This is a genomic window from Rheinheimera texasensis DSM 17496 (assembly GCF_000711985.1).
In the GTDB taxonomy this organism is placed as follows: domain Bacteria; phylum Pseudomonadota; class Gammaproteobacteria; order Enterobacterales; family Alteromonadaceae; genus Pararheinheimera; species Pararheinheimera texasensis.
The window spans coordinates 1-25,338 of the sequence record NZ_JONU01000014.1; the positions used below are offsets into that span (position 1 = coordinate 1).

General features: G+C 53.1%; 24 protein-coding genes. 12 read left to right on the forward strand and 12 right to left on the reverse strand.

Going from position 1 to position 25,338, the window contains the following annotated elements:
* The first annotated feature begins 379 nt into the window (after positions 1–379).
* Positions 380–916: a gamma carbonic anhydrase family protein gene (locus Q399_RS0108810; RefSeq protein WP_031567902.1), complete on the forward strand. Its 537-nt coding sequence runs from the start codon at positions 380–382 to the stop codon at positions 914–916.
* A 68-nt stretch (positions 917–984) separates the two neighbouring features.
* On the opposite strand, the gene Q399_RS0108815 is transcribed toward Q399_RS0108810, so the two are convergent.
* On the reverse strand, positions 985–1,233 hold the full coding sequence (locus Q399_RS0108815) for a hypothetical protein (protein WP_031567906.1): 249 nt from the start codon (positions 1,231–1,233) through the stop codon (positions 985–987).
* The gene (gene aroE, locus Q399_RS0108820; RefSeq protein ID WP_031567907.1) at positions 1,230–2,045 is read right to left on the reverse strand and encodes a shikimate dehydrogenase; all 816 of its coding nucleotides are present in this window, start codon (positions 2,043–2,045) and stop codon (positions 1,230–1,232) included. Before aroE ends, Q399_RS0108815 begins: the two co-directional genes overlap by 4 nt.
* Before the next feature lie 15 nt (positions 2,046–2,060).
* Between aroE and Q399_RS0108825 the strand changes: the two genes are divergently transcribed.
* A complete protein-coding gene (locus tag Q399_RS0108825) occupies positions 2,061–2,513 on the forward strand; it encodes a group II truncated hemoglobin (RefSeq protein ID WP_169739308.1) in 453 nt (150 codons plus the stop codon).
* A gap of 6 nt (positions 2,514–2,519) precedes the next feature.
* Here Q399_RS0108825 and hemF read toward each other — a convergent pair whose 3' ends face one another.
* A complete protein-coding gene (gene hemF / locus Q399_RS0108830) occupies positions 2,520–3,437 on the reverse strand; it encodes an oxygen-dependent coproporphyrinogen oxidase (protein ID WP_031567912.1) in 918 nt (305 codons plus the stop codon).
* A gap of 119 nt (positions 3,438–3,556) precedes the next feature.
* Between hemF and purE the strand changes: the two genes are divergently transcribed.
* Together purE and Q399_RS0108840 are read left to right on the forward strand one after the other, a co-directional pair.
* Positions 3,557–4,045 carry a 5-(carboxyamino)imidazole ribonucleotide mutase gene (gene purE, locus Q399_RS0108835; protein WP_031567914.1) on the forward strand — a complete coding sequence of 163 codons (489 nt, stop codon included), beginning with the start codon at positions 3,557–3,559 and terminating at the stop codon, positions 4,043–4,045.
* Positions 4,045–5,199: a 5-(carboxyamino)imidazole ribonucleotide synthase gene (locus Q399_RS0108840; protein WP_031567916.1), complete on the forward strand. Its 1,155-nt coding sequence runs from the start codon at positions 4,045–4,047 to the stop codon at positions 5,197–5,199. Before purE ends, Q399_RS0108840 begins: the two co-directional genes overlap by 1 nt.
* 70 nt (positions 5,200–5,269) lie before the next feature.
* Here the strand turns inward: Q399_RS0108840 and Q399_RS0108845 are convergent, their stop codons facing one another.
* The 4 genes from Q399_RS0108845 to Q399_RS0108860 form a co-directional block, all read right to left on the reverse strand.
* Positions 5,270–5,809: a DNA topoisomerase family protein gene (locus Q399_RS0108845; protein WP_031567918.1), complete on the reverse strand. Its 540-nt coding sequence runs from the start codon at positions 5,807–5,809 to the stop codon at positions 5,270–5,272.
* A 115-nt stretch (positions 5,810–5,924) separates the two neighbouring features.
* On the reverse strand, positions 5,925–6,398 hold the full coding sequence (locus Q399_RS0108850) for a DUF494 family protein (protein ID WP_031567919.1): 474 nt from the start codon (positions 6,396–6,398) through the stop codon (positions 5,925–5,927).
* A gap of 2 nt (positions 6,399–6,400) precedes the next feature.
* A complete protein-coding gene (gene dprA / locus Q399_RS0108855; protein ID WP_031567922.1) occupies positions 6,401–7,489 on the reverse strand; it encodes a DNA-processing protein DprA in 1,089 nt (362 codons plus the stop codon).
* 71 nt (positions 7,490–7,560) lie between these two features.
* Entirely contained in the window at positions 7,561–8,706 is a 1,146-nt protein-coding gene (locus tag Q399_RS0108860; RefSeq protein WP_031567925.1) for a LysM peptidoglycan-binding domain-containing protein, read from the reverse strand.
* 132 nt (positions 8,707–8,838) lie between these two features.
* Between Q399_RS0108860 and def the strand changes: the two genes are divergently transcribed.
* The 4 genes from def to trkA are packed head-to-tail and all read left to right on the forward strand — an operon-like array spanning position 8,839 to position 12,990.
* Positions 8,839–9,345 (forward strand): peptide deformylase, encoded by a 507-nt coding sequence (def, locus tag Q399_RS0108865; RefSeq protein ID WP_031567926.1) that lies wholly within the window; start codon positions 8,839–8,841, stop codon positions 9,343–9,345.
* Positions 9,346–9,356: 11 nt separating this feature from the next.
* Positions 9,357–10,319 carry a methionyl-tRNA formyltransferase gene (gene fmt / locus Q399_RS0108870; RefSeq protein WP_031567928.1) on the forward strand — a complete coding sequence of 321 codons (963 nt, stop codon included), beginning with the start codon at positions 9,357–9,359 and terminating at the stop codon, positions 10,317–10,319.
* The gene (gene rsmB, locus Q399_RS0108875; RefSeq protein ID WP_031567930.1) at positions 10,316–11,617 is read left to right on the forward strand and encodes a 16S rRNA (cytosine(967)-C(5))-methyltransferase RsmB; all 1,302 of its coding nucleotides are present in this window, start codon (positions 10,316–10,318) and stop codon (positions 11,615–11,617) included. The genes fmt and rsmB overlap by 4 nt, the downstream gene beginning before the upstream one ends.
* Positions 11,614–12,990, forward strand: a complete 1,377-nt coding sequence (trkA, locus tag Q399_RS0108880; protein ID WP_031567932.1) for a Trk system potassium transporter TrkA — start codon at positions 11,614–11,616, stop codon at positions 12,988–12,990. The genes rsmB and trkA overlap by 4 nt, the downstream gene beginning before the upstream one ends.
* A gap of 138 nt (positions 12,991–13,128) precedes the next feature.
* Here trkA and pepQ read toward each other — a convergent pair whose 3' ends face one another.
* Together pepQ and Q399_RS0108890 are read right to left on the reverse strand one after the other, a co-directional pair.
* Positions 13,129–14,451: a Xaa-Pro dipeptidase gene (gene pepQ, locus Q399_RS0108885; protein WP_031567933.1), complete on the reverse strand. Its 1,323-nt coding sequence runs from the start codon at positions 14,449–14,451 to the stop codon at positions 13,129–13,131.
* A gap of 49 nt (positions 14,452–14,500) precedes the next feature.
* On the reverse strand, positions 14,501–16,417 hold the full coding sequence (locus tag Q399_RS0108890; RefSeq protein ID WP_031567936.1) for a transglycosylase SLT domain-containing protein: 1,917 nt from the start codon (positions 16,415–16,417) through the stop codon (positions 14,501–14,503).
* 176 nt (positions 16,418–16,593) lie between these two features.
* Here Q399_RS0108890 and fadB point away from each other — a divergent pair, with 176 nt between their 5' ends.
* From fadB to Q399_RS0108910, 4 genes are all read left to right on the forward strand, one after another.
* Positions 16,594–18,747, forward strand: coding sequence for a fatty acid oxidation complex subunit alpha FadB (fadB, locus tag Q399_RS0108895; RefSeq protein ID WP_031567938.1), 2,154 nt, complete (start codon positions 16,594–16,596; stop codon positions 18,745–18,747).
* A gap of 17 nt (positions 18,748–18,764) precedes the next feature.
* Positions 18,765–19,931 (forward strand): acetyl-CoA C-acyltransferase FadA, encoded by a 1,167-nt coding sequence (gene fadA / locus Q399_RS0108900; RefSeq protein ID WP_031567941.1) that lies wholly within the window; start codon positions 18,765–18,767, stop codon positions 19,929–19,931.
* Positions 19,932–20,058: 127 nt separating this feature from the next.
* Positions 20,059–20,316 carry a sulfurtransferase TusA gene (gene tusA, locus Q399_RS0108905; RefSeq protein WP_031567943.1) on the forward strand — a complete coding sequence of 86 codons (258 nt, stop codon included), beginning with the start codon at positions 20,059–20,061 and terminating at the stop codon, positions 20,314–20,316.
* 59 nt (positions 20,317–20,375) lie between these two features.
* Entirely contained in the window at positions 20,376–21,428 is a 1,053-nt protein-coding gene (locus tag Q399_RS0108910; RefSeq protein WP_031567945.1) for a GGDEF domain-containing protein, read from the forward strand.
* A 50-nt stretch (positions 21,429–21,478) separates the two neighbouring features.
* Here the strand turns inward: Q399_RS0108910 and Q399_RS0108915 are convergent, their stop codons facing one another.
* The 3 genes from Q399_RS0108915 to Q399_RS0108925 all read right to left on the reverse strand — a co-directional run bounded on the left by Q399_RS0108915 (position 21,479) and on the right by Q399_RS0108925 (position 25,218).
* Positions 21,479–24,157: a M14 family zinc carboxypeptidase gene (locus tag Q399_RS0108915; protein WP_031567948.1), complete on the reverse strand. Its 2,679-nt coding sequence runs from the start codon at positions 24,155–24,157 to the stop codon at positions 21,479–21,481.
* A 127-nt stretch (positions 24,158–24,284) separates the two neighbouring features.
* Positions 24,285–24,659 carry a DUF6768 family protein gene (locus Q399_RS0108920; RefSeq protein WP_031567951.1) on the reverse strand — a complete coding sequence of 125 codons (375 nt, stop codon included), beginning with the start codon at positions 24,657–24,659 and terminating at the stop codon, positions 24,285–24,287.
* Complete coding sequence (locus Q399_RS0108925; protein ID WP_031567954.1) at positions 24,652–25,218, reverse strand: RNA polymerase sigma factor; 567 nt, start codon at positions 25,216–25,218, stop codon at positions 24,652–24,654. The genes Q399_RS0108920 and Q399_RS0108925 overlap by 8 nt, the downstream gene beginning before the upstream one ends.
* Between the last annotated feature and the right edge of the window lie 120 nt (positions 25,219–25,338).

Sequence of the window (25,338 nt, forward strand, 5' to 3'; positions counted from 1 at the left end):
GTATCTTACACTTCCCAGATTTTAAGTCAAGCAGAGAAATTTACTATTTAAATAAACTACTCTGCTCAACCTACTCACTTGCCTTGCTTGCAATTTCGAGGCTTTCACCCCAACCTCACTGCGAGGCGGCCATTTTAGTCAGTTTTTATTTCGTGTCAAGCGTCTTTTTATCGACTATTTTTCACTTTTCAAACTCACCCGGCGTTTCGCGTTTCGCTTCACCCCGTCGGCATGGCGCGCATTATAGGCCCTCACGAAACTTACGCAAGCTTAAATTTGAGAAAAGTTGGGGTTTTGCGATCGTTCGGGTGTTTTTTCAGCGAAAGGTGTTTTTTATACACAAATGTCGCATAATTCCGCAGCAGATGAGGAGTTTAGAATGTCGATACGTTCATATAAAGGTGTAATTCCGGTACTCGGTGCCAATGTTTATGTTGATGAATCAGCGGTTTTAGCCGGAGACATCGTCTTAGGTGAAGATGTCAGTATCTGGCCTCTGGTTGCCGCACGGGGGGATGTTAACTATATCCGGATTGGTGCGCGTACAAATGTGCAAGATGGTACCGTGTTACATGTATCCCGCCCTTCCGCCAAAAACGCCGAAGGCTCACCTCTACTAATAGGTGAAGATGTTACTGTCGGCCATAAATGTATGTTGCATGGTTGTCGCCTTGGTAACCGTATTCTGGTTGGTATGGGCGCTATCGTGATGGACGACGCTATTGTGGAAGATGAAGTCATCATCGGTGCCGGCAGTTTAGTCCCCCCGGGCAAAGTTTTGCAGAGCGGCTATTTGTACGTTGGTAGCCCGGTCAAACAGGCGAGACCACTCAATGATGCAGAACGAGCGTTTTTGTCAGCATCGGCACAAAACTATGTTGTACTGAAAAACGAGTATCTTGCGGAAGAAGAATAAGTGACGACCTCTATATAGTGGTGAGTTAACAACTCCACTATATAGAGGTGAAGATTGGACGCCCTTGTTCAGACAGAGCCATCCAGCCATAAGCTTCCATCCGGGTCGAGTTGACCTTTCTTTAGCGCCAGCTCTATCTCGTCTTCCCAAAAGAAGCTGTCTTCGCGTACTTGCGCCAGCCAGGCTTCAGCTGTCCATCCTTCCGGCATACGGATATACACAGTATTGCGCAGCCCACCTTGCAGGATTGAACAGCGCACGGCAACGGCTGAGTCGTCGAATTGATGATCGTGATTAAAAATCAATTGTTGGTTCATCCGCGCAGCAACTCCCTTAATTTTGCCAGTACCGGTTCTACTTCAGGTCGCACACCACGCCAGATATAAAAGCTTTCCGCCGCTTGCGACACGAGCATGCCTAAACCATCGGCGGTTTGTGGCACACCTTGCTGATGACACCATTGTAAAAACGGCGTAGGTGTGGCGCCATACAGCATGTCGTAGGCCAGCTGGCAATATTCGAGGTGTTGTTCATGCAACGGCGGGCGTTCGCCCTGTAAACCGCTGGACGTCGCATTGATCAATAAGTGCCAACGCTGTTTCGGAACTTCTGTATAACTGCCGGCACTGACTCGTGCATCGAAGAGTGCCGCAATCTGTTCAGCCTTACTGACAGTGCGGTTCGCCAAATGAATATGCGCCACACCTGCGTCCAGTAATGGCTGCATCACCCCGCGACTGGCGCCACCGGCGCCCAACAGCAACACATTAGCCCCTTCCAGCAACGCTTCCTGGCGCAGTAAATCGGCCACCAATCCAGCACCGTCTGTATTGTCACCACAGAGCCGTTGTTGCTCATCCAGATATAAAGTATTTACGGCGCCCGCCAGCTGCGCCCGCGCACTCAGCACCTGCGCTAAGACAAAAGCCTGTTCTTTAAAGGGCACTGTTACATTGCCCCCCCGTCCACCCTGTGCAACAAAGTGTTGCCAGCTGTCGGCAAAGCCATCGAGCGGTGCTAAAATCGCCTCATAAGTCAAAACCTGGCCGGTTTGCTCGGCAAACCTGCGATGGATCAGCGGCGATTTGGAATGTCCTATCGGATGACCAAAAACAGCATATCGATCCACAAAGAAGCTCCCATCATGCTTAAGAAGTTAATCCAAATGTTGTCACCAAAAAATCCTGCACACCCGACCCCACAACAAACGCCTTATCAGCTGATTGGTGGTGAGGAGGCAACCCGCCGTCTGGCCAACCGCTTTTACGATATCATGACCACAGCGCCAGAAGCGGCAGAACTCTATGCTATTCACCCACTCCCACTGGATACCATCCGACAAAAATTCTTCGAGTTTTTATCAGGTTGGCTCGGCGGCCCTGGTTTGTTTGAACAGAAATACGGCCATCCCCGCCTGAGGATGCGCCACATGCCTTTTACTGTGAACCCGACGCTGCGCGACCAGTGGATGTTTTGCATGAACCAGGCGCTCTCTGAAGTAGTGGCCGATCCTGTACTCCGCGGCGGTCTGAGCGAAGCCCTGGGACAACTCGCCAGCCACATGATCAATCAGGATGAAAAAGGCCGGCCGCGTTAAACCAGACTAGTTGTTAATACCCAGCCAATCCTGCGGCTGCAGATAACGTTGATACAACAGCGCTTCTGCCGAACCTTCGGCTGGCACAAAACCATATTCCCAGCGCACCAGCGGTGGCATCGACATCAGAATCGATTCGGTGCGACCGCCGCTTTGCAACCCAAATAAAGTCCCGCGGTCAAACACCAGATTAAATTCGACATAACGACCACGACGATACAGCTGGAATTGGCGCTGTGCTTCGGTGTATGGCGTTTGCTTGCGTCGTTCGACAATCGGCTGATACGCTTTGATATAGGCTTCGCCAACCGCACGCATAAACGCGAAACTACGCTCGAATCCCCACTGATTTAAGTCATCAAAAAACAAACCGCCGACACCACGGGTTTCCCCCCGGTGTTTCAGATAAAAGTATTCATCACACCAGGTTTTGTATTTCGGATATACATCTGCACCAAAAGGTGCGCAGCAATCAAAGGCAACCTGATGCCAATGCCGGACATCTTCTTCAAACGGATAAAACGGCGTCAGATCAAATCCGCCGCCAAACCACCAGACCGGCGCTTCACCTTCTTTCTCGGCGATAAAAAACCGCACGTTGGCGTGACTGGTTGGTACATATGGATTGTTCGGGTGAATCACCAGCGACACGCCCATCGCTTCAAAGCGCCGGCCAGCTAATTCCGGCCGGTGCGCCGTCGCCGAAGCAGGCATTTTGTCACCAAACACATGAGAGAAATTGACACCGGCTTGCTCAAACACCGTACCTTTCGTCAACACCCGGCTGCGGCCACCGCCACCTTCAGCCCGCTCCCAGCTATCTTCGACAAAACGGGCGGCGCCATCGGATTGCTCCAGTGCAGCGCAAATCTGCTCCTGCAACTGCAGTAAAAAAGCTTTGACGGCATGTTTATCAACGGACATATCGGCTCCCGTTTAGCGCTTCCGGCAGAAGACACTGGTGAAAAATTTTCCTGGCCACGGCCAGATGGCTATAATAGCGCCCTATTATGCCAGCACCTGGCGGTTTTGAGGAAACAGCAATGAAAGTCGGTATCATTATGGGCTCCAAATCCGATTGGCCTACCATGAAAAACGCAGCAGACATGTTAGACAAATTCGGCATCGTTTATGAAACCACTGTTGTTTCTGCGCATCGTACCCCGCACTTACTGGCTGAATATGCCGGGAATGCCGCCAGCCGCGGTTTAAAAGTGATTATCGCTGGTGCCGGCGGCGCTGCGCACCTGCCAGGCATGGCCGCAGCCTTCACGTCATTACCGGTACTGGGCGTGCCGGTACAATCCAAAGCGTTAAAAGGTCTCGATTCTCTGCTCTCTATTGTACAAATGCCAAAAGGTGTAGCAGTTGGCACTTTGGCCATTGGTGATGCCGGTGCGGCCAATGCCGGTTTATTAGCTGCACAAATTCTGGCGACCAGTGACGATAGCTTAATGGCCAAAATCGATGCATTCCGCAAAGAACAAACTGACTCTGTGCTGGCGCACCCGAACCCGGCCGAGGAAGCGTGATGAATGTTTTAGTCATGGGTGCAGGGCAACTGGCCCGAATGATGGCGCTGGCTGGTGCACCGCTGAATCTGCAAGTCACCGCTTATGATGTGAATTCAGCCAAAGTACAACATCCGGTGACCGGTGAAATCTATCCACTGACGCTGGAGCAAGCCGTCGCAGCTGCGGATGTGGTGACTTCAGAATTCGAACACATCCCATACCCAGTGCAGGCGGTATGTGAAGCCAGTGGCAAATTCAAACCGAACAGCACCGCTATCAAAGCCGGTGGTGACCGGCGGCAGGAAAAAGCCTTACTGGACGCCGCTGGCGTTGCCAATGCCGGTTACCGCATTGTGCAGACCGAAACTGAGTTCATGCTGGCGATTAACGAACTGGGTCTGCCACTGGTGTTAAAAAGCGCGTTGGCCGGTTACGACGGCAAAGGCCAGTGGCGCTTAAAGCATTTGGAAGACGCAGCATTAGTCTGGGCTGATATTGCCGCTTTTATGGCTGGCGCTGATCACAGCCTGCCGCAGGCTATTGTGGCAGAACAGTTTGTCCGGTTTGACCGCGAAGTCAGTCTGGTCGGAGCGCGAAATGAACATGGCGATACCGTGGTCTATCCGCTGACAGAAAATCACCACGTCAATGGCGTATTGTCGGTATCAGTGGCGCTGCCATCAGAGTCCGCTTTGCAGCAACAAGCCAAACAGATGTTCGACGCTGTGGCCAATCAACTGCAATATATTGGCGTGTTGGCGCTGGAGTTTTTCCAGGTTGGTGATCGATTACTAGTCAATGAGATTGCCCCTCGCGTACATAACTCCGGTCATTGGACGCAACAAGGTGCCGACACCTGCCAGTTTGAAAACCACCTGCGCGCTGTCTGTGGCTTGCCACTGGGCAGCACAGCCTTAGTGAGGCCGACGGTGATGGTGAACATTCTCGGCGAAGACTATGTGAATCCGGCCGTGCTGAGCCTGCCATCCTGTCACCTGCACTGGTACGGCAAAGCAAAACGGGCTGGCCGCAAAATGGGGCATATCAATATTTGTGGCGCCACGGGCAAAGAGCTGGCAGAAAGATTCAGTGCTTTAAGCGCTTTGTTACCTGAAAGCAGCTTCCCGGAAGTCGCTGAAATGGCTGCAAAATTACGAGAACGAGCCAGATAAACAAACTGCATAGTTTGCTGATGAAAAAGGCCATGATGGGCCTTTTCTTTTTGTACTGCGCGAGAGGTATTTAGCCCGACTGCACCGCCTGACATTTCCGGCTGGCGCAAATCAGCTTGACCCCATGTGCACCCGGCTTTTCTGCCAACAGACCGAAACCACAACTTTGGCAGGTTCCGGCGGCCGGCTTAAAATTCAGTACAAAATCGCATTTCGGATACTGGTCACAGCCATAAAAGGTTTTGCCGAACTTACTGGTGCGCTCGACCAGTTTACCACTTTGGCATTGCGGGCAATGCACGTCTGCAACCACCACCGGCTCTTCATGCACAATAAAATGGCATTCAGGGAAATTGCTACAACCGATAAACATGCCATAACGGCCATTTTTCACCGCCAGTGCGGAACCGCAGCTTGGACATGGCGTGTCTTCCAGCAACTTGACAATAGTGCTGTCGTGCGGATGAAGATTCTGAATGTAACTACAGGCCGGATAATTGCTGCAGCCTAAAAATGGCCCGTGCTTGCCGGATTTCATCACCAGCTCGTGCTGGCATAATGGGCAGGTTTGTTTGTGTTCTGGAATGGCAAACAGAGGTTGGTCAGTCATAACTCAAACATTTGGCAGTCGAAGATGTGGCATTATCGCACAGACGGCCGCAGAAAAGGCAACGCCGGAAAAACACCGGCGTTGTATCAACATGAATTTTTATGCTGACTGCGGTTTAGTGCAGCGGCCCGGTCGGTTCTTCAAAAATCAAATCTTCCATCTGGGCATAGGCGGTTTCGTGGCCTGGTGCATTAAACAACACCATTAACACCACCCATTTCAGATCTTCCAGGCTCACTTCAGCACTGTCTAAATCCATCACCCGGTCCAACACCATTTCGCGGGTAGGTAAATCTAACACGTTGATTTGTTCCAGAAACATCAGAAAACCACGACATTCAGCATCGAGTTTTCTTAACTCTTCCGGCGTGTAAACCCGTAAAGCGTTGGAGGTTGTTTTGGTTAAGTAGGGTTTTACATGACTCTCTTGCAGCTGGGATAAATTTTCCAGCCAGCGCAGGGCTTTGAAGATGTCATCATCATGAAATCCGGCTTTGACCAGTTCTTTGGTCAAATCAGCCTGGTTGACGTAAATTTCCGATTCGTTGTGGATGTAATTCTCAAACAGGTAGACGAGGATATCAAACATGACTAGGCCCTCCTCACTCGAATGTAGCCACCAGGTACGGCTGCCACTGCGCCAGTTAATTCAAGCTGTTGCAGGGCTATGGTTACGTCGGCTACCGGCATTGCTGCGCGATCTGCAATCAGGTCTATTGCAGTTGCCTCATCTCCTACGTTAGCTAACAAGCCTTCGTCGGACAAGAGTGGCAAACAACTATTTTTTTCAACCGAACGGCTGAATAAATCTGCTGCAAGCAGCGGTGCTAACTCTTCCAGAATATCGGCCACACTGCGGGTTAATTTAGCACCTTGTAAAATAAGCTGATGACAACCCGCCGCTTGCGGATTTCGGATCGATCCCGGAACAGCGAAGACATCGCGGCTATATTCTGCGGCGTAATGAGCACTGATCAGCGAGCCGCTTTTTTCCGCCGCTTCAACCACCAAAGTGCCCAGACTCAGTCCCACCACAATCCGGTTTCGGATGGGGAAAAACTCTGCTTTGGGATGTTGCTGCGGCAAAAACTCCGACACCACGGCGCCCTGTGCGATGATTTGTTGCTGCAGCGCCTGATGCTGCGGCGGATATAGGTGACATAAGCCATGCCCCATCACCGCGATGGTTTCGCCTTTTGCCTTTAAGGCGCCCTGATGCGCGGCACCGTCAATGCCACTTGCCATCCCGCTGGTGATCACAAAACCAAGCGCTGCCAGCTCAGCGGCAAACTCAAGCGCAATTTGCCGCCCGGTCGGCGTTGGTCTGCGACTACCAACAATGGCTATCTGCGGTTTTTGCAGGACAGCCGGATCACCGCAGCCAAATAATCCGACCGGCGGGTGTTTGATTTCACGCAATAACGGCGGATACCGTGGATCAGTAAAAGGGATAAACCAGCGTCCTGCTTCACTTTGTAGCCATTGCAGTGCTTGTTCGGCTTTACGTTGGGATTGCGTTAAATGCAAAGCATGCGCGGCGGAAAAGCCCAGCTGTTGCAATTGGGTGGTGGATGCCTGACACAGCTCGGCGACTGAACAAGCCGGACTGATTTGTTGCAATGCATTGGCATCAAGCCCGGGCACTGCCATCAGTCGCAGCCAGCAGATGAGATCGTCCATGATCTCCCCCTATAGGCCGGATAATGTCCCGGTTGCTGACTGATGCAACCACAGGGACAGACTAAGACATGTTACAGGTCGCCGATGCTATCACCGACCCGAATCGGTTTTTTCGTCCCAGTGACGATAGCAAAACTGGTGCGTTCCGCCACTTTAAATACCATCAACTCGCCGATTTGCTCTTTGGGCATGTCGATGCGCTCACCATCGATACCACCCATAATTTTCTGATACTTCGATGCATCGGACATATACACAGGCCCACGGCTGGAATCGACTACTGCCGGTGACTGCCTGGAAATGGAGAACATATAACCGGCTTTGACCCCATCCTGCTGGCCTTTATTCAGCACCACAATGTCCCAACTGGAAAATTCACGCAGATCTGACGTCGTATCAATAATACTACCTGCTATCGGTTGTTCCGGTTTTCTCATCATGAAAAAAGCTGGCAGGCTCTGACCATCCGCGGCTGGTAACAAACGGTCGCCCTGACGGATCTCTTGTTTTACGTCCAGTACCGCCACTGAGGCCGGTGCGTTCACCTCGGTACCACCGGCACGAAACGCGCGGGCAGTGCCGACCAGGATGGTCTCGTATCCAAGGATCTCTTCTGTTTGTGGGTCTACATAAGCTTTACCTTTGCGGTAAATGCCATATGCCGCGTCCTGCTGCAGCTGGCCACGCACATACAGGATATGGCCCTGACTGGCATTTTTGACGTGGTCGTCCGCGCCCAACACATAAGGTAAACTGTCGATCTGCTCAGCAGACAGTGACTGCTCGTAGGTCAGGAAAGGCCGGATCATCATCAAAGGAATAGTTGTGACGGCTTTGACATTTTTCAGCGATTTGCGCGCTTGTGGTGATAACTTGCGGATACCCTGACCCGGTGCGGCGGCACTGTCTGACGGTGAAACCTTCAGCGCACTGCCATTGACCGTTAACACTGGTTGGCCGTCTTTGTCATAACTTAGGCTCAGTACATCGCCGGGATAGATTAAATGCGGGTTTTCCACCTGCGGATTGAGCTTCCACAACTGTGGCCATAACCAAGGTTGCTGCAGATATAAACCTGAAATATCCCACAGTGTATCGCCTTGTTTGACGGTGTAACTTTTGGGTGCATCAGGTTTTATGGCGAGAATGTCAGCTGACGCAGTTGTCGTCACACAGAACAACAGGGCGGCGATTGAGCTTGTTATTGTTTTCAGCATGCCAGTTTCCTTCGGCCCGGAACTGCAGTAATTATTGCACAGAATGCATAGGGAGCTGTTATTACAGCGATTTAATGGCTAAAATTGAACCATAACACAGATATATTCACAAAGCATAATTTTGTAGGTGCCATGGCAGTTTTAACCGTTTTACATTATCCCGATGAACGTCTGCGGACTATCGCTAAACCCGTTGCGACAGTAAATGACGAGACACGTCAGTTAGTTGCAGACATGCTGGAAACCATGTACGCCGAAAATGGCATTGGTTTGGCCGCCACGCAAGTCAATGTTCATCAACGTGTGGTCGTGATCGATTTATCTGAAGAACGCAATCAGCCACAAATCTTTATCAACCCGGAAATCACCGAAAAAAGCGGCGACACCACCTACGAAGAAGGCTGTTTGTCGGTGCCGCAAAACTACGCCAACGTCGAACGCGCGGCACAAATCACGCTCAAAGCACAGGATTTAGACGGCAACTGGTTTGAAGTCAAAGCTGATGGCTTGCTGGCGATTTGCCTGCAACACGAACTGGACCATCTGGTCGGCAAACTGTTTATCGATTATCTGTCGCCGTTAAAACGCGATCGCATCAAGAAAAAGCTGGAAAAACAAGCCCGCGCCGCCAAAGCCTGACAGGAATCTCCGTGACCACACCGCTTCGTATTATTTTTGCCGGCACGCCGGATTTCGCCGCCCGCCATCTGCAGGCCCTGCTGGATTCTGAACATCAGGTCATCGCCGTCTACACCCAGCCGGACCGCCCGGCTGGCCGTGGTCAGCAGTTACAGGCCAGCCCGGTTAAACAGCTGGCACTTCAGCATGACATTCCGGTGTTTCAGCCCAAATCACTGAAAAAAGCGCCGGCGCAGCAACAACTTGCCGCGTTAGATGCTGACCTGATGGTCGTCGTGGCTTATGGCCTGATCCTGCCGCAAGTGGTGCTGGACACGCCAAAACTTGGCTGTATCAATGTGCATGGTTCTTTATTGCCACGCTGGCGTGGTGCTGCTCCAATCCAACGCGCGCTGTGGGCCGGCGACACGGAAACCGGCGTCACGATCATGCAAATGGATGCAGGCCTCGATACCGGCGCTATGCTCAGCATCGCTTCTTTACCGATTGAAGCCACGGACACCAGTTCGACGCTTTACGACAAGCTTGCAGTGGTAGGCCCACAGGCCTTGGTTGAAGCATTGCAGGATTTACCCGCGTTACAGGCCAAAGCGCAGCCCCAGCAAGACAGTGCCGCCAACTACGCCGAAAAGCTGAGTAAAGAAGAAGCCCAGCTCGATTTCAACAAAGCTGCCGTCGCGCTGGAACGTGAGATCCGTGCTTTTAACCCGTGGCCAGTCAGTTACCTGCAACTCGGCATACATCAGCTGAAAATCTGGCAAGCCCGGGTTGAAGCTGGTAGTGCACAGCCAGGTCAGGTGGTGCGGGTCGATAAAAAAGGCATTGCGATTGGCACGGCAGAAGGTTTGCTGGTGATCGAACAGCTGCAACCACCCGGTAAAAAAGCCATGGCGGTGGTCGATTTCCTGAATGGCCGCGCCGATTGGTTCCAGACCGGTCAGCAACTGCAAGCTGCTGCGGAACAGCCGCAATGACGGCCAACTTACGCGCTACCGCAGCAACCTTGTGTTATCAGGTCGTCGATCAGGGCAAATCGTTGTCAGACGTTTTGCCCAAAGCACAGCTGCTGTTCAGCAATCCGGCCGACAAAGCGCTGCTGCAGGAAATGTGTTTTGGCCTGATGCGCCAGCTACCGCAGCTGGATTTTGTTTGTCAGCAACTGATGAGTAAGCCGCTGGTGAAGCAGCTGCGCCCGCTACAATTTCTAATCTATCTCGGCATTTATCAGCTGAAATTTTTACGCATTCCGGACCATGCCGCCGTCGGTGAAACCGTCGAGGCGGCGCGCTATTTGAAAGGTCAGTCGATGACCAAACTGATCAACGGCGTGTTGCGTTCGGTGCAGCGTCAGCCGGAATTATTTGAGTTCGCCGACGCGCCACTCTCAGTGCAAACCAACCATCCATCTTGGTTAGTGCAGGCGCTGCAACATGCCTATCCGCAGCAGTGGCTGGAGATTATCGCCGCCAATCAGCAAAAAGCGCCACTGTGGCTGCGCGTGAACACCAAAAGCTGTTCAGTGGAGAAATTCACTGCAGATCTTACCGCGATGGAAATTGGCTTCAGCCAGCCCATCCCGGAGATGCCACAGGCAATCCTGCTCGATAAACCTTGTGACGTCACCACTTTACCCGGTTATGTCTGGGGCTTTTTTGCCGTGCAGGATTTAGCCGCGCAATACGCCGCAGTATTTCTGGCACCGGAAAACGGCGAACGGGTATTGGATGCCTGCTGTGCCCCCGGCGGTAAAACCGGTCATTTGCTGGAACTGGCACCGGAGGCGCAGGTACTGGCGTTAGATAAAGACCCGGCTCGACTGGTGCGGGTGCGCGAAAATCTGGCGCGGCTTGGCCATGAAGCAATAGTGAAAGCCGCCGATGCCGCCGAACCCGGCCAATGGTGGGACGGCCAGCAGTTTGACCGCATTTTGCTTGATGTGCCCTGCTCGGCCACCGGCGTCATTCGCCGCCATCCGGATATTCGCTGGTTGCGGAAAAAACCGGATATAGCTGCGCTGGCTGTGTTACAACAACAAATTCTGGCCGCGGTCTGGCCGACTTTAAAGCCGGGTGGAGTGTTGTTGTATGCAACCTGCAGTGTATTACCGGATGAAAACCAGCAGCAGATCCAACGTTTTCTCGAGACTCAGCAGGATGCCGAAGCTGTGCCACTAAGTGCCAGTCAGAGCGCCAGCACATGGCAGTTATTGCCGGGCCAGTCGCAGGCTGACGGCTTCTTCTACGCCAAATTGCAGAAAAAGGCGAATGCATGAAAATCATTATCTTAGGTGCGGGTCAGGTTGGTGCCACTTTGGCGGAAAACCTGGTCGGGGAAGAAAACGACATCACTGTCGTTGATATCAATGCCGAAAAACTGCGTGCGCTGCAGGACAAATTTGACCTGCAGGTAGTACACGGCCACAGCGCGCACCCGGATATCCTGAAAAAAGCCGGCGCTGAAGATGCGGACATGATTATCGCCGTCACCAACAGCGACGAAGTCAATATCGTCGCTTGTCAGGTCGCCTACAGCATTTTTAACACGCCGACCAAAGTCGCCCGCATCCGCACCAATCAATACATCAAATACCGCGACAAGCTGTTTAATAAAGATGATTTACCGGTCGACCACTTTATCGCACCGGAAACCCTGGTCACCGACTATATCCGCCGGCTGATTGATTACCCCGGCGCGCTACAAGTGGTTGAATTTGCTGGTGGCAAAGTCAGTCTGGTTGCAGTCAAAGCCTACTATGGTGGCCTGTTAGTCGGCCACGCGCTGTCGACGCTGAAAGAACACATGCCGCATATCGACGCCCGGGTCGCGACTATTTACCGCCGCGGCCACGCGATTAAACCGATTGGCACCACTATCATCGAAGCCGACGACGAAGTGTTTTTTGTCGCCGCGACCAAACATATCCGCGCCGTGATGAGCGAGCTGCAAAAGCTGGAAAACAGCTACCGCCGTATCATGATAGCCGGCGGCGGCAACGTCGGTTATGGCCTCGCCAAAGCGCTGGAAAAAACCCACAGCGTCAAACTGATTGAGCGCAGTAAAGAGCGCGCCGAGTATCTATCCAGCACGCTGGAAAATACCGTGGTCTATGCCGGCGATGCGTCAGATCCGGAACTGCTGCAGGAAGAAAGCATCGACGAAGTGGATGTGTTCCTCGCCGTCACCAACGACGACGAAGCCAACATCATGTCAGCGATGCTGGCCAAACGGATGGGCGCACAGAAAACCATGGTGCTGATCAAACGCAGCGCTTACGTCGACCTGCTGCAAGGCGGTGAAATCGACATCGCGGTGTCGCCACAACAAGCCACCATTTCAGCACTGCTGACCCACGTCCGGCGCGGCGACATCGTCAACGTCTATTCACTGCGCCGTGGGGCAGCAGAAGCCATTGAAGCCATTGCGCATGGCGACAGCACCACGTCAAAAGTCGTCGGGCAGACTATCGGCAAAGTCAAACTGCCACCAGGCTGTACCATCGGCGCTATTGTGCGCGGCGAAGAAGTGTTAATCGCTCACGACAATATCGTCATTGAAACCGATGACCATGTGATTTTGTTTTTAGTCGACAAAAAGCATATCGGTGAAGTGGAACGGCTGTTCCAGGTGAGTGCGTTTTTCCTGTGACCAGGCGCGGTCAGCGGCACTTTGTTTTTGTCGTTTATGACCTTGAGTTTTGCCTGGTCGGCAAGACCGTCTAAGAAATAACAAATAAGAAATCAACGGTGGCAGGGGCAATGCCCCTGCCACCGCAACAAGCCAGGCTTAAGCCAGCCCTAAATCCCTCGTCATATTCTCATTGCGCTCACGATGCACAATGACGTTGTCTTCGATCCGGATACCACCAAACTGGCGGAACGCATCGACTTTATGCCAGTTGATGTATTTGCCTTGATCTGTTGCTTTCAAGTCCGCCAGCAGTGAATCGATAAAATACAGGCCCGGTTCGATGGTAAAGACCTGACGTGGCTCGATTAACCGGGTGCAGCGCAGGAAAGGATGTTCTGCTGGTGCCGCGACATGAGTGCCGCGTTCGTCGGCCATAAAGCCACCGACGTCGTGCACTTGCAGGCCGAGGTGATGGCCGATGCCGTGCGGGTAAAAAGTCCGGCTGATGCCACTTTCGACGATGGCTTGTGGTGAGAGCTGAACAAAATCAAAGTCCGCCAGCACCTGGGCAATCAGTTCATGCGATTTTAAATGCACTTCAGTGTATTTAATGCCGGGTTTTAACGTATCAACCAGCGCCAGCTGCACCGCATTCATACTGGTGATTAAAGCCTGGAATTCATCATCGCGCGCGCTGTAAGTGCGGGTAATATCAGCAGCGTAACCGTGAAAAGACGCGCCGGCGTCGATTAAAAACGAATGATGCTGTGCCGGCTTTTTCCGCTCCAGCACTGTGTAATGCAAAATCGCCGCGTTTTCATTCAGCGCAATAATATTGCCATACGGCACTTCATTTTCGCCTTGTTGCACAGCAGCTAGATAGGCCAGCTGAATGTCAAATTCGCTGCCACCACTGCGAAAACAGACTTCGGCCGCGCGATGGCCCTGCACCGCGATGCGGTTGGCTTCGCGCATACAGGCGAGCTCATAATCGGTTTTGTAGCCACGGAAATAATGCAGATAACTTAATACCCCTTCCGGATTAAGCTGACTAAAACCGAGCGCCTGCGCCAGTTCCAGTTGTTCACCCAGATAAGCCACATTAGCTTTATCGTACGGCAGCAAAGTTTCCACTTTGGTCGGTTTATCAATCAGCTGAATATCAAAAAAACCGGACCAGAAGTCATGTGGCGCATCCGGCACTTTGTGCCAGAAATCGACCGGCAAATAAAACACCAGCTTGGGTTTGTTGACGCCATCGACAATCAGCCAGCAATGCGGGTTGTCCACCACCGGCAACCAGGCCTTGAACAACGGATTGACCTTAAACGGATAATCCATATCGTCGAGGAACTGCCGTTTGGCCTGACCTGAGTGGATCACCAGCGCGTCCAGACTTTCTCGCGCTAAAACGGCTTTGGTGCGTTGTTGCAGTTCAAACAAATGGGCGGCGTACAGAGCCTGATATGCTGGGCGCATGAGCGTGTCCTGTTCTGATGTCTTTCAGTAGCTTAACATAATTTTGATCTCAGCCGGTCTGGCCGACTTTCATCGTTGCCAGCGGCGCAAACACGTCTCGTTCCTGATTCATCCGGATATTGTAAATCTGGTAATAGGCCAGTACCGCTTTGACGTATTCGCGGGTTTCTTTAAATGGAATAGTCTCAATCCAGACATCAAGTTCCATCTCGCGGTTTTTCGGGATCCAGCGCTGCACATTGCTGTAACCGGCGTTATAGCTCGCCGTCGCAAATACCAGATTATTGTCATTGGCGCGCAGCAGATACCGCAGATAGTCGGTGCCCATATCAATGTTGGTATTGGGATTATACAGCGCTTCCACTTTAACATTGCGCCCGGCGATATGTTTGGCGGTGCGTGGCATGATTTGCATCAGACCATGGGCGCCAACCGGTGACTTGGCCGTGGGGATAAAAGTACTTTCCCGCCGGGTGATCGCCATGGCCCAGGCCGGATCAACATGCGCCGCTTTGGCATGTTTCTGAATTTCTTTGTTGTAAACCATTGGGAAACGCATCTCAACATCGTCCCAATAGCCGGCGTCCGCTAAAGCGAAAATGGCTCGGTCATACCAACCGTTGTCAAAAGCCAGCTTCGCGGCGCTTAATTGTTGCTGTGGAGTGCCGTATTTTTGCAAAAAGGTCAGTTCACGTTTGGCGGCATTCGGCCGGCCTAATTGTTCCCATTCGCGCATCCGCCGCATGCTGTCGCTGTTGCGAAACGCCTGATACTGCTCTTTACTGACCGGCACCGGTTTATGCGCCAGGCTGGGCGGTAACCCCAGCTTGGCAGCCGCCATAAAGCCATAATAACCGCGGGTCGCGGCCAACGCGGTCAGCAGCTGCTTGCTTTGTTCGATGTTGCCGCTTTGCTCGTAAGCACGTGCCAGCCAATACTGCCAGCTGTCGTCTTTACGGGTTTCTTCAGGTAATTCGTTGAGTACTTCGATGACGCGCGACCATTGTTGCTGACGCAGATACCAGGTGATTTGCCATTGCAGGAATAAATCATCTTTTAATTCCACCGGCACCATGGCTAAAAACTTGGCGGCGCGGCTGTCGTCTTTACTGGCGAGTGCTATGGCGAAATTACGCGCCACATCAATGCGTTGCGACTTAGTGAAATGCGGGTCCATTTCATAACGCGCCCAAACCGCCAGTGCTTGGTCTGGTTTTTTCCACACCAGCTTTTTCAGGCCAAAGGTCAGGATCTCGCGCTCCCACGGGTGTTTCAGCGGCAGGAATTTTTGCCGGCTGACCAAGGCAGGTTCTTCCAGCACTTGTTTCCACTTGTCACCAAGATACTGCAATTTGGCCGGCATCAGTGTGCGCAGATACGGGATGATCCGGCTATCGCCGCCATCAGCAGCTTTCACTAAGCGAGCCCACACCACTTCCGGCGTGCGCTGACCGGCTTTTTGCCAGCGCTTAAACAGCGGGTCACATTCTTTCGGTAAGGATTCACCGTCGAGCCATAGATGCGTAACCTCAGGCCAAACCTGTGCCGGTGGTTCATTCAGCAAGCGTAGCTGCAACGCCGTGCAATCGAGCACAGTGTCAGTGCCCATCTGATAATGTTTCAGAAATGGCTGCGTCAGCTGTACGCCAGCCAGATAAAGCAGCCAGCGTTTTTTCAAAGGCCATTCCAGCGGTGTGCCTTTGTATTGTTGCAGGAATTTCTGTACCGCTTCAGTGTTGCCTAAAGTGCGGCTGACATACTCCAGTTCTATATAAGGTTTCAGCGGGTATGCATGTAAATCGCGCAGCATTTTTTCCGCCTGCACCAGCGGCACTTTGTGAATTTTTTTCTCAGCCTGCAGAAAACGTTCGCGCAATACGGCATCTGACGGCGCGGCCAATGCGGGGGCTATCACAGCACCGCACCATAAAACCAACACTGCCAACCCGGACTTCAATTGCCCCATGTTTCGAAAATCCACCTATAGTTAGTTGGTTGTCGCCGGCCGATTCAAACGCTCGTTTAAATAACGGTTGAATTTTTTCCTGAACCGCGACACACTGCTTACGCACAAGACTCATCTGACCTGTTGCGACGATCTCAAAAAAGTATCTGTCACCTACGCGACGAAGGAGAACATCCATGATCTACCAGAGTTCCAGCATTACCGTGCAATACATTGCAGACGGTATTGCCGAGTTTACCTTTAACGCGGCCGGCTCGGTCAATAAATTCGACCAGCAGACGCTGGCGGACTGCCGCGCGGCCCTCGACCTCCTCTATAAAGACAGCGCCTTAAAAGGCCTGATTTACAGCAGCGGCAAAGACGCCTTTATTGTCGGCGCTGATATCACTGAATTCCTGGGCACTTTCCAACAAGCAGAAGAACAATTAGTGCCCTGGATTAAACAAGCATCAGACGTGTTTGACCTGGCCGAAGATTTACCGGTTCCAACCGTTTGCGCTATTAAAGGCTTTGCCCTTGGCGGCGGCTGTGAGTGGACTTTAACCGCAGACTACCGTGTTGCTGACACTACCACCAAAATCGGTTTGCCGGAAGTGAAGCTGGGCCTGATGCCAGGCTTTGGCGGCACAGCCCGTCTGCCGCGCATCGTCGGTGCCGACACCGCGATGGAGTGGATCACCACCGGCAAAGAGCGTGGTGCTGAACAAGCGTTAAAAGAAGGTGCAGTCGACGCCGTCGTCGCGCCGGACAAATTAAAAGCTGCGGCTTTGTCGATGGTACAAGACGCCATCGCCGGCAAACTAAACTGGCGCAAAAAACGTCAGGCCAAATTAGAGCCGCTGAAACTGAACAAAACCGAAGCTATCATGAGCTTCAGTACCGCCAAAGGCATGGTCTTTGCCCAGGCCGGCAAACACTACCCGGCGCCAATGCTGGCGGTAGAAACGATTGAAAAAGCCGCCCGCCTCGACCGCGCCGGCGCTGTGGCGCTGGAAAATGCCGGTTTTGCCAAGCTGGCGAAAACCACAGCAGCGACTGCACAAATCGGTTTATTCCTGAACGACCAGCTGATTAAAGCCAAAGCCAAACAAGCCGCCAAAACAGCGAAAAAAGCTATCAACAAAGCGGCAGTGCTCGGTGCCGGCATTATGGGCGGTGGCATTTGTTATCAAAGCGCGTCCAAAGGCGTACCTGTCGTGATGAAAGACATCAACGACAAAGCGCTGGAACTGGGTATGGGCGAAGCTATTAAGCTGCTCGGCAAACAAGTGGAGCGGAAAAAACTCGACGCCGCCGGCATGGCCAAAGTCGTCGCTTCAATTCAACCGACGCTGTCACTGGAACCGGTGAAAACTGTCGATATCGTGGTTGAAGCTGTGGTGGAAAACCCGAAAGTCAAAGGCGCTGTGCTGAAGGAAATTGAGACTGTGGTCGCGGCGGATGCCATTATCACTTCCAATACCTCGACTATTTCGATTAATGCGCTGGCGGCGAATCTGACCGACCCAAGCCGGTTCTGTGGTATGCACTTCTTTAACCCGGTGCACCAGATGCCGCTGGTCGAAGTCATTCGTGGTAAAGACACTTCTGATGAAACTGTTGCTGCCGTCGTCGCTTACGCCGCCAAAATGGGCAAATCGCCGATTGTGGTCAACGACTGCCCGGGGTTCTACGTCAACCGCGTGTTATTCCCGTATTTTGCCGGTTTCTCTAAATTACTGCTCGATGGCGCCAGCTTCGCGCAAATCGACAAAGTGATGGAAAAACAATTCGGCTGGCCAATGGGCCCGGCTTATTTACTCGACGTGGTGGGCCTCGATACCGCGCATCACTGTACCGACGTGATGGCTGACGGCTTCCCGACCCGGATGGCGAAACTAAACAACGACCCGGTCAGCGTGATGTATGCCGCCAATCGTTATGGTCAGAAAAATGGTGTTGGTTTCTACGCTTACAGCAAAGATGCCAAAGGCAAACCGAAAAAAGATCTGGACCCGGCTGCCTCTGCGCTGCTGGCCGGTGTTGCTGCCGCACCGCGTGAATTTAGTGCCGATGAAATCATCGCCCGTACTATGATCCCGATGATTAACGAAGCTATCCGTTGTCTGGAAGAAGGCATTGTGGCGACTGCAGCCGAAGCCGATATGGGCCTGATTTATGGCTTAGGCTTCCCTCCGTTCCGCGGTGGTCCGCTGCGTTATGCCGACACTATGGGCCTCGCCAACTTCGTGGCACTGGCCGACCAATACGCCGACCTCGGTGAAATTTATCAGGTCACAGACAAAACCCGCGCCATGGCTCAGAGCGGCCAGGTGTTTTATCCGGTTTAATGGCGGAGAACTTAAAAATGAAACAAGCCGTTATTGTTGATTGTATCCGTACGCCGATGGGCCGTTCCAAGGCCGGTATTTTCCGTAACGTACGGGCGGAAGAACTGTCTGCTTATGTAATGCGTGGCATTCTGGAGCGCAATCCGGGCCTGGCGCCGGAAGAAATTGACGACGTGATCTGGGGCTGTGTGCAGCAAACGCTGGAACAGGGTTTTAACGTCGCACGTAATGCCGCGTTATTAGCTGGTATTCCGCATTCGGTGCCTGCGGTCACGGTCAACCGCCTGTGTGGCTCGTCGATGCAGGCGCTGCACGATGCTGTGCGCTCTATTCAATGTGGCATGGGTGAAGTGTATTTAATCGGTGGCGTGGAGCATATGGGTCATGTGCCGATGACACACGGCGTTGATTTCCATCCGGGCCTGGGTGTATCTGTGGCCAAAGCTGCCGGCATGATGGGTTTAACCGCTGAACTCTTGGGTAAAATGCACGGCATCAGCCGGCAGCAACAAGATGAGTTTGGCGCCCGTTCGCATCGCCTGGCGCATGAAGCGACGCTGCAAGGCCGCTTTAAAGCCGAAATTCTGCCAGTGCTTGGCCATGATGCCGACGGCGTGCTGAAGCAGTTTGATTATGACGAAGTGATCCGGCCGGAAACCACAGTCGAAAGTCTGGCCGCACTGCGTCCGGTGTTTGATCCGGCCAACGGCACAGTCACCGCGGGTACTTCTTCGGCGTTATCAGATGGCGCTTCTGCCATGCTGGTAATGAGTGAAGACAAAGCCAAAGCTTTGGGCCTGAAAATCCGCGCCCGCGTCATTGGTATGGGTGTGGCTGGTTGTGACCCGTCGATCATGGGTTATGGCCCGGTGCCGGCGTCGAAAAAAGCCTTAAAAGCGGCCGGTCTCGACATCAGCCAAATCGACTTCTTTGAACTGAACGAAGCTTTTGCCGCCCAGGCGCTGCCGGTGATGAAAGACTTAGGTCTGCTCGAAGTGATGGATACCAAAGTGAACCTCAATGGCGGCGCTATTGCACTGGGTCACCCGCTGGGTTGTTCCGGCTCGCGCATTTCCACCACGCTGATTAACGTGCTGGAAAGCAAAGACGCCCGTTATGGCCTCGCGACTATGTGTATTGGCCTGGGTCAGGGCATCGCGACTGTGTTTGAACGCGTCGAATAAGACGGATTGAACCTGACGAAACCTGATAACAAAGGCAGCTACGGCTGCCTTTGTTTTGTCCGGGATTTGAAATCAGCCTGCCACGCCGTTACGATACCGCTTTTGGACCTGAACCGGAGTTTTGCTGATGTCCCCTGATGCTGATTTGTTTGCCGATGCCGACCAGCAACTCGACGCTTTGGGCCTGCGTTGCCCTGAGCCTGTGATGATGACCCGGCTGACAATCCGTAAAATGCAGGCCGGTGAAACTTTGCTGATCATTGCCGACGACCCGGCCACCACCCGCGATATTCCGGCATTCTGCCGTTTTATGGATCACGAATTAATTGCCAGTGATACCAGTGCCTTGCCTTATCGTTATCTGCTGAAAAAAAACACAGCCTGACATTGTGTTTTTCTGCCGCTTGACTCAATACTGGGGCATTCTCAGCGGAAGGAAACTGCATGGTGCCTATTTCCCGCGCCGGTCTGGCCGAAGCTTTGTCTGTTGAACAGAATCGTCGCCGTTATATTCTGTTGTTTGTCAGCTACATCACCTCAGCAATTATGCTGGTGCTGGGCTTACGCCATTTGTTCAGCGAAGACTATCTGCTGCAATTTATCCTGTTTGGCTGCGCCTTTAGCTTTTTACTCAATGCCGCCTGGTTTCATGCCAGTCAGCAGCTGGAAACGGCTTGTCTGATTGAAGGTATCTTGGTGTCCGCTTTTGTGGTTGGGCTGGTAGTCCATGGCGGGTTTGAACAGACCGCGTTATTTTGGGTGTTTCCGTTTCCGCCGATTTTATATGGTTTATTGGGCCGCAAACGCGGCACTATCCTCAATCTGACCTTGCTGGCGATTTTGGCGCTGGTGCTTTATGGACCGGAGTTGGGCCAGGCGCAATACCGGGTGGCGGAAAGCAGCCGTTTTCTGGCCTCTTTACTGACCCTGATCCTAGCCTGCGGCATTAACGAACATTTTCGCGAACGCAGCCATCACAGTATGGATTTGCTGCAACGCAGCAAAGACAATCAGGCCAATACCGACGCGCTGACCGGCCTCGCCAACCGGCGTTTCCTCGACCAGAGCATGCCGCAATATCTGCAGCAACAACCGGAATTGTTGTTGCCGATGGCGCTGATCCTGGTCGATTTGGACCACTTCAAACATATCAATGACAGCTTTGGCCACGCCGAAGGTGACAAAGTCCTGCAACAAATCGCCCGGTTATTTCGCAGTAAATTACGCCAGCCCGATATCGCCTGCCGTTATGGCGGTGAAGAGTTTTTGTTGCTGTTGCCACACACGCAGTTAACTGACGCGGCCCGGGTCGCGGAAAAGATCCGTCAGGCGGTGGCGCAGCAGCGCTTTTTACCGCAACATCCCGAGCTCGTGATCACTTGTAGTTTTGGCGTGGCCGTGCAAAGCGGCAGCCACGATTTTGACGAAGCCTTGCGTCAGGCCGACCAGCTGCTGTATCAGGCCAAAGCGGACGGCCGTAATCTGGTGCGTTGCTGAAACCGCATAACAGCTTGCAGATGCACCGCCGTTTTCATTGCTCTTCGGTTTCAGCGCAGTGGTGACGCGTTGGCAGCGCCACGAAACACCGCATTGATATACAGCAGATGCATGCCGTCGACCGCAGCACGGAAATTTGGCTCCTGGGTAAAGGCGATGATTTGTCCTCGTCCTAGTTCTTGCACCATTACCACGGCTTTATGGCCGATTTGCTGGCGGTTTTCGTCCCAGACAAAACCACCGGCCAGCACTTTGTCGGCGCTGTCGAAAGTCACGACATTGCGGCCCTGATCAATCGACAGCGGCGTATAGATTTGATTGCCGACATAAATGGTTTTGACCTGCGGCGGCACCGCCGCACTTAACCAGTGATTCTGATCGACGCGGGCATTGGCCAAAAAGCCCGGCACCCAATCCGGGTCCGCCTGCCAGGGTTCCAGTAACTTCTGATAATCGGATTCGGCTTTGAGTACTGTACCAGGCACCTGGGTGTCGTCCTGTGGTTTTTCACGCTTGCTGGTTTTAAATTCCTGTTTGCTGGCCAGTAGCGGCTCTTTACCCTGCAGTAACCACTCGTTGGCGTTACCAAGTGCAATCAGCACGCCGCCGCGCTGGACAAACTGGCGCAGTAACTGCTGACCGCGTTCGCCCAAAGCGTTTTGGTAGCCGCTACGCGTCGACGGCAGAATCAGCACATCATAGCCCTGCAGCGCCGACTGCAGCATTTGCGCCGGCCGCAGCGCCGTCACCGGATAACCAACAAAACGCTCCAGCACAAAACGGGCACTGCCGGCGCTGAGCGGGTCTGTTGGTTCATCCCAGACCATGGCAATCTTCACTTTAGGGATCAGCTTGACCTGATCTGAACCAAAATTCGGCCCCTCTGCGACCCAGCTGCTGTTGATGCCTTCCACCAAAGCACCGGAATTTGCCGCCAGCGCGCCAATTTTGTCGGCTAGGCCAGGGTTATCGGCCTTGCTCAAAATCAGCGTGCCGGCCGGATACTGTTTGCCGTTCTGGTGGGTGAAAGCCAGATCGGTACTTTTGACTTTAAAGCCTTGCTGTAAAGCCGCACTCATCAGCCGCGCTGCGGCCATATCCCCCCAGGGCACCAGATAGCCATAACTGGCTTCGGGTGTAGTGACCTTGCCCGGTAAAATCGTCTCGGGGCCTACCAGCTGGCTTTGCACTTCTACTGCATTGCTGCAGCGGTTGACCTGCAGGTTATACATCTGTGGCAAGGACCAGGCGGTCACATCATAAATCTGGTCCGGCAGATTATTGGCACGGCGTTCCTCCTGCTGTTTGATAAATTTTGCATCCATCGGCACTGTGTCATCCAATACAGCGCGAATGAGCTGATAAGTCGGCTGTGCGGTATTCACCAGATAAGCGCCTTGCTGATACGACTGACCACAGGCACGGAAGTCCTCTGTTGCCTGTTCCACGCGAATACCATGCTGGCTTAACACGCCCATCAGCTTCTGATGACCGGCTTTGTCACGACTGGCCGGGAAAATATAACTGCCGATGCCGTCTCTGGTGCCTTGTTTCAGCGCCTGTTGCCGGTACTGGTAAAAACGCTGCAACAGCTCTTTGCGTTTAGTCGCTGCGGTTTCCAGCGTGGCCGTGTAAGCAATAAAGTTACGCTGCACACCATCAGCAAAAGTCACCACAGAACCATCTTGTTTGCGATAAGCGTGGCCCCGAGCTGAACCCATCTCATAGGTCATGGCAATGCTGCCGTGATATAGCGGCCAGCTGGCGCCATAGCCCGGAAAAAACGCATCAAAGATTTCGCGGGTAAAGTAGTCATAGCCAAGCGCATCAAACTGTTTGGCATTGTTCTGGCCGAACCACTGCAAAGTCTCGCGTTGCGCGGGCAGGATAAATGGATTGTAAGGCTCCGCTTCCGGGCTGAAGTAATAACTCTGGTCTCCACTCATCTCGTGTGAATCGACATACACCAGCGGGAACATCTGCTGCAGCGCCTTCACCCGTTGCTGAATTTCCGGTTGGGTCAGCGCTACCCAGTCGCGGTTCATATCAAACAAATAATGATTGGTGCGGCCATTGGGCCAGGGTTCGTTATGTTCGGCGGAAAAACGGTCGGCGGAATGCTCCAGGCCAGCGGTGGCGTAATACCGGCTGACAAAACGATGATGGCCGTCCGGGTTTTGCAGCGGTTCGATATACACCAGGGTGTTATCGAGAATTTGTGCCGCTTTGCCACTCTGTTCAGCGAGCAGGAAATACGCCAGCGCCATCGCCGCATCCACCGGGCTGATTTCATTGCCATGCAAGGTGCTGGACACCCAGACGCTGGACGGCAGCTGTTGCAGCAGTTGTTCGGCGCTGTCGCCACTTAAGGTCCGCGGATCAGCCAGACGGCGCATATCGGCTTCGATTTGATCTAAAGCGCCAAGATGCGCTGGCTTGCCAATCACCACATAAAACAGCGGCCGGCCCTGCGCACTTTTGCCATATTGCACCAGCTTCAGCCGGTCCGGTGCCGCCTGCTGCAGCTGACGGAAATAATCCAGCACCGCAGCCGGTTCTGTGATGCGGCTGCCGAGCGCATACCCCAGAGCCTGCTGCACCGTCGGCACAGCGCTGTTGTATTGGCTGCCCGGAAAATACGGCAAAGCCGCAGCAGATTCATTGGCAAACGCCTGTGCGGCGAACAACTGGCCAGCGACAAGGCAAAAAACAGGGAGGATCCGGCGCATCAGCAATAACTCAATTTGGTTAAAAAATACCAAGCTAAAGCGTCAGTGCTGCGCCGGCAAGCACCACACAAAGTTTCTGCGACCAGCCGGAGTTTTACTGCGATGGCACCACTGCGGCTATGCCCCGCTATTGCTGCCGAACCTCGCTTTGCAGCTGCTCTATCGCCAGCTGCAGTTTTTTCAGCTCCCGCATGGTGCCTGCCCGCTGTGTCTCCAGCCAAATCCATTGTTTGGTGCCCACCTGCGCCTGAAAACACAACAACAGCAACACACCCCAAAAAACCAAATCGGCAGCTGGCGCAGTGATAAAACGATAACCACAGTAAAACAACGTAATGGCCAGCACCACTGCAACGGCATAGGCAAAGCGCATCAGGCCACTCAGCCCGCCCTTAAAACCGGCCGCAAGAACCGCCGGCAATCCCTGCTCCTCCTGCATCAGTCTGTCTATATCGGCGTTTTGGCGTGCCAGTAACCGTGCAATTTCTTTATCTTCATTCATGTGAATCACCTCGTTGCTCTGTTGCCCCGGCAGATTGATTTTCCTCTGCAACGGGTCTGATTTGTGCCGCCAGCTGCTGGCGGATACGATATAACCGCGACTTCACTGTGCCCGGCGGGATTTGCAGGATTAAGGCAATATCCTGCTGCGCCAGTTCATGCTGATAAAACAACCGGACCAGCAGTTGGTCTTCCGCACAAAACCCGGACAGGCAATCGCCGAAATCATCCTCAGGCAGCAGTGGCGCCTGCAGTAATTCAGGCTGTGCCAATACCTCAGTCAGACGCTGATTCGATTGCTTTTGCCAGTCCAGCACCTCCCAGCGCACCGCGCGGTACAACCAACTGGTAAAGACCGCGGGGTCTTCCAGCCGGTGGACCCGCTTCAGTACTTTGAACCAGACGTTTTGTACCAGATCGGCAGCAACCGGATGCCCATGCACCTGCCAGTGCGCAAAGCGCAGTAAATCGCGGTGAAAATGCTGATAGAGGGCGGTCAGCGCCGCTTTATCACCTTGCTGAAAAGCCAGCACTAACAAATCCAGTTCAGCTTGCAGCATCGTTTCCTCAGTTCTTAGCAATTTCAGAGATAAAGACGACGCCGTGGTCGTGTCAGGTTCACGCCAGCGAAAAAAAAGCCAGCACGAGGCTGGCTTTTAGCTGTCAGAGCAATGTGCTGA

Coding starts and splice junctions, on each gene's coding strand:
- hemF (WP_031567912.1), bottom strand. CDS start 3,437: ATGTCCGTTGATAAACATGCCGTCAAAGCTTTTTTACTGCAGTTGCAG.
- trkA (WP_031567932.1), top strand. CDS start 11,614: ATGAAAATCATTATCTTAGGTGCGGGTCAGGTTGGTGCCACTTTGGCG.
- purE (WP_031567914.1), top strand. CDS start 3,557: ATGAAAGTCGGTATCATTATGGGCTCCAAATCCGATTGGCCTACCATG.
- Q399_RS0108840 (WP_031567916.1), top strand. CDS start 4,045: ATGAATGTTTTAGTCATGGGTGCAGGGCAACTGGCCCGAATGATGGCG.
- Q399_RS0108910 (WP_031567945.1), top strand. CDS start 20,376: ATGGTGCCTATTTCCCGCGCCGGTCTGGCCGAAGCTTTGTCTGTTGAA.
- fadA (WP_031567941.1), top strand. CDS start 18,765: ATGAAACAAGCCGTTATTGTTGATTGTATCCGTACGCCGATGGGCCGT.
- rsmB (WP_031567930.1), top strand. CDS start 10,316: ATGACGGCCAACTTACGCGCTACCGCAGCAACCTTGTGTTATCAGGTC.
- def (WP_031567926.1), top strand. CDS start 8,839: ATGGCAGTTTTAACCGTTTTACATTATCCCGATGAACGTCTGCGGACT.
- Q399_RS0108860 (WP_031567925.1), bottom strand. CDS start 8,706: ATGCTGAAAACAATAACAAGCTCAATCGCCGCCCTGTTGTTCTGTGTG.
- Q399_RS0108815 (WP_031567906.1), bottom strand. CDS start 1,233: ATGAACCAACAATTGATTTTTAATCACGATCATCAATTCGACGACTCA.
- Q399_RS0108890 (WP_031567936.1), bottom strand. CDS start 16,417: ATGGGGCAATTGAAGTCCGGGTTGGCAGTGTTGGTTTTATGGTGCGGT.
- dprA (WP_031567922.1), bottom strand. CDS start 7,489: ATGGACGATCTCATCTGCTGGCTGCGACTGATGGCAGTGCCCGGGCTT.
- Q399_RS0108915 (WP_031567948.1), bottom strand. CDS start 24,157: ATGCGCCGGATCCTCCCTGTTTTTTGCCTTGTCGCTGGCCAGTTGTTC.
- Q399_RS0108825 (WP_169739308.1), top strand. CDS start 2,061: ATGCTTAAGAAGTTAATCCAAATGTTGTCACCAAAAAATCCTGCACAC.
- Q399_RS0108925 (WP_031567954.1), bottom strand. CDS start 25,218: ATGCTGCAAGCTGAACTGGATTTGTTAGTGCTGGCTTTTCAGCAAGGT.
- Q399_RS0108920 (WP_031567951.1), bottom strand. CDS start 24,659: ATGAATGAAGATAAAGAAATTGCACGGTTACTGGCACGCCAAAACGCC.
- fadB (WP_031567938.1), top strand. CDS start 16,594: ATGATCTACCAGAGTTCCAGCATTACCGTGCAATACATTGCAGACGGT.
- tusA (WP_031567943.1), top strand. CDS start 20,059: ATGTCCCCTGATGCTGATTTGTTTGCCGATGCCGACCAGCAACTCGAC.
- Q399_RS0108845 (WP_031567918.1), bottom strand. CDS start 5,809: ATGACTGACCAACCTCTGTTTGCCATTCCAGAACACAAACAAACCTGC.
- Q399_RS0108810 (WP_031567902.1), top strand. CDS start 380: ATGTCGATACGTTCATATAAAGGTGTAATTCCGGTACTCGGTGCCAAT.
- pepQ (WP_031567933.1), bottom strand. CDS start 14,451: ATGCGCCCAGCATATCAGGCTCTGTACGCCGCCCATTTGTTTGAACTG.
- Q399_RS0108850 (WP_031567919.1), bottom strand. CDS start 6,398: ATGTTTGATATCCTCGTCTACCTGTTTGAGAATTACATCCACAACGAA.